The organism is Calditrichota bacterium, from assembly GCA_014359355.1.
Taxonomy (GTDB): Bacteria; Zhuqueibacterota; Zhuqueibacteria; order JANLFK01; family Oleimicrobiaceae; genus Oleimicrobium.
Genome location: JACIZP010000144.1, coordinates 1 through 3,048 on the forward strand (window position 1 = coordinate 1; position 3,048 = coordinate 3,048).

At 62.0% G+C, this 3,048-nt stretch carries 3 protein-coding genes; all 3 read left to right on the forward strand.

Annotated elements, in window-relative coordinates; translation table 11 throughout:
• On the forward strand, positions 1–318 hold a 318-nt coding region (locus H5U38_05915; GenBank protein ID MBC7186553.1), incomplete at its 5' end, for a diaminopimelate epimerase.
• A gap of 181 nt (positions 319–499) precedes the next feature.
• A complete protein-coding gene (locus tag H5U38_05920) occupies positions 500–2,692 on the forward strand; it encodes a CHASE2 domain-containing protein (protein MBC7186554.1) in 2,193 nt (730 codons plus the stop codon).
• Between the two features lie 5 nt (positions 2,693–2,697).
• Positions 2,698–3,048: glycosyltransferase family 9 protein (locus H5U38_05925; GenBank protein ID MBC7186555.1), on the forward strand; the 351-nt coding region annotated here is incomplete at its 3' end.

The window sequence follows — 3,048 nt, forward strand, 5'->3', positions numbered from 1 at the left end:
GGCCTCGGCCGCACGTACCGGCAGCATGCGGCATTTGCCCCGCGCGGCACCAACGTCGATTTCGTGCAGGTGGTAGACAAACACAACGTCCGCATGCGCACGTACGAGCGCGGCGTCGAGGACGAGACCTTGGCGTGCGGCACCGGCGCCGTGGCCTCCGCCATCATCGCCCATCTGTGCCGCGGCTGCCAGTCCCCGCTGCAGGTCCAGGTGCGGGGAGGCCTGCTCCGAGTGGCTTTTGACCGGGGTTTTCGTCACATCACGCTTTCTGGAGAAGTGGATCCCATTTTTGAAGGCTATATCGATGCGCCGGCTTAGCCTGGTCGACTCTGCGCGAGCAGCGGTTGAGCAAAAAGAGCCCGGGAGCATCGCGCTCACTTGTCGCCGAGGACGGGAGCTGCCACCAGACCTTGGCGAGTCGTTGGCCTTCGCATCGCGCCACGAACGGGGCCATCCAATGATCGCTTGAGCCTCTGTCGTGTACAAGTTCCGAGGCACTATGTCTTTCTGGAAATGGAAAACGAAGGGTGCGCTCCCCAAGGTGGGGGTCGCCGGACTTCTTGCCCTCATCGCAGTGGTGGCAGTAGGACTGGTGACCGAGCTGCAGCTGGCCAACATCGTCGAGAGCTTTGAGGCCAAAACCTTGGATTGGCGCTACGGGCAACGGCTGGACAGGTTGGCCCGACAGCGGGATGGTGTCCCCCTGGACGACATCATCATCGTCGACATCGACGACCGCAGTTTGGACAAGCTCGGCCCCTTCAGTCAATGGCCGCGCACCTACCATGCCCAGCTCATCGACTATCTCACGTCGGGACATGCCTCAGCCATCGCCTTTGACGTGCTGTTCATGGAGCCGAGCCGCGACCCCAGCGTGGACGACTCGCTGGCGGCTGCCACCTTCCGCTCGGACATTGTCTACCATGCCATGGCCTTCTCCGCTGCCTCCCCGGACATCTTCCTCTACGCCATGACTGCCCCACCTGAGGGTTTCCAGAGCGAGCGCTACTCCTTCTCCTTCCCCGGCCAGGTGACCGCGCGCTTCCCTTCGGCAGAACGCATGGATGGGAAGATCGTGCGCCTGTACAATGCGGCCGCCGGTATCGGCTTTGCGAACTTTTCTCCCGATGACGACAGCGTGATTCGCCGCATGCCCATGTTCATCAACTTTGCCGGCAGGCAGTACCCGGCGCTCTCCTTCGCCGTGGTCCGAGGACTGCTCAATCTTTCCGCCGACGACATCAAGCTCGTACCGGGCAAGCGAATCGTCCTGGCGCCTCCTGGTTTGCCCGGGAAGCACCTGGTCATCCCCATTGACAAGCACGGGCGGATGCTCATAAACTACCTTGGTACCATGGGCACCTTCAGGTACGTTTCGTACTATGACGTGCTCATGCAACGGGTGCCGGCGGAGTTATTTGAAGGCCGCATTGTCATGGTTGGCACTTCGGCCGCCGGGCTTGCCGACATCCGCCCGGTACCGTTCCAAGGTGCTTTTCCCGGGGTGGAGATCCACGCCACCATCATCCACAACATCCTCACGCAGCAGTACATCTTCCGGCCCAGCAAGGTGCTCATCTACCTCCTCGCCCTGTGCCTGGCGGTACTGGTGGCCGTCGCAGCGATGGTCCTGCGCCCGTGGTGGAGCGGTCCCCTGGCCCTTTTCATGAGCGCTGCGTATCTGACGCTTGCGTTCCAGCTCTTTACGCATTCTGCATTGTGGCTGGAGGTGGTGAGGCCACTAGCCACTCTCCTTTTCGGCTTTCTCGGCGTGTTTATCTACCGCTACGTCGAGGAAGAGCGGAGCAAGCGCAGAATCAAGGGCATGTTCCAGTATTACCTGTCCGCCTCGGTGGTGGAGGAGTTGATCAAAAACCCGGAGATGCTGAAGCTTGGCGGGGAACACCGCGTGGCTACCGCCTTCTTCTCGGACATCAAGGACTTTACCTCGGTTTCGGAGGGGCTAAGTCCAGAGGCACTGGTCACGCAGCTGAACGAGTATCTGTCAGCAATGACTGCCATCGTCTTCGCCCACCATGGCTTCTTAGACAAGTACGAGGGCGACGCCATCATGGCGGTCTTTGGGGTGCCGGTGCCGTTGGAGGAGCACGCCGTCAACGCGTGCCGCGCCGCCTTAGAAATGCAGCGGAAGCTGGTCGATTTGCGCCAGAAGTGGCAGGCAGAGGGCAAACCCCAGTTCCATGCTCGCATCGGCATCAACTCCGGGCCAATGATTGCCGGCAACATCGGCGGCGAGCAACGCTTCGACTATACGGTGATTGGCGATAGCGTGAACCTCGCCTCGCGCCTGGAGGGGGCCAACAAGAGCTATGGCACCAGCATCATGATCAGCGAGTTCACGCAGCAGATGCTCAACGGCAGGTTTGTGACGCGCGAGTTAGATCTGCTGCGCGTCAAAGGCAAGACCCTGCCCGTACGCGTGTACGAGCTGGTAGCCGAGCAGTACGAGGAACTTGAGGAGCGCCAGCTGCGCGCCTTAGACCTGTTTGCCCAAGGCCTTGCTGCCTATCGCGCACGCCAGTGGCAAGAGGCGCTACGAGCGTTTCGGGCAGCCCTGGAGCTTCAGCCCAACGACGGGCCCTCGCGGGTCTATTGCGAGCGGTGCGCGCTTTTCCTGGAAAGCCCCCCGGCCTCGGACTGGGACGGGGTGTTCGAGATGAAGACCAAATGAGTCCGGTGACGGCATCAAAGGTGCCCAGGCGCATCCTGGTCAGCCGACTGCGCTTCCTCGGCGATGTCGTGCTCACCACCCCGCTGCTGCGCGCGCTGCGCCGGGCATTTCCGGAGGCGAGGATTGCCTATCTGGCGGAGAGTCCTTACATCGAGGTCCTCGCTCACCACCCGCACGTGGACGGCCTGCTACCTTTGGACCGTCAGACTCGCGCTGCGCAACTCTCCACGCTGCGGCAGCTGCGCCGGGCGCACTTTGACCTCACCATCGACCTCTTCGGCAACGCTCGCTCCGCCCTGTTGCTTTGGCTCAGCGGTGCACGCCAGCGTATCGGTTTTGACTACCGGGGGCGTCGG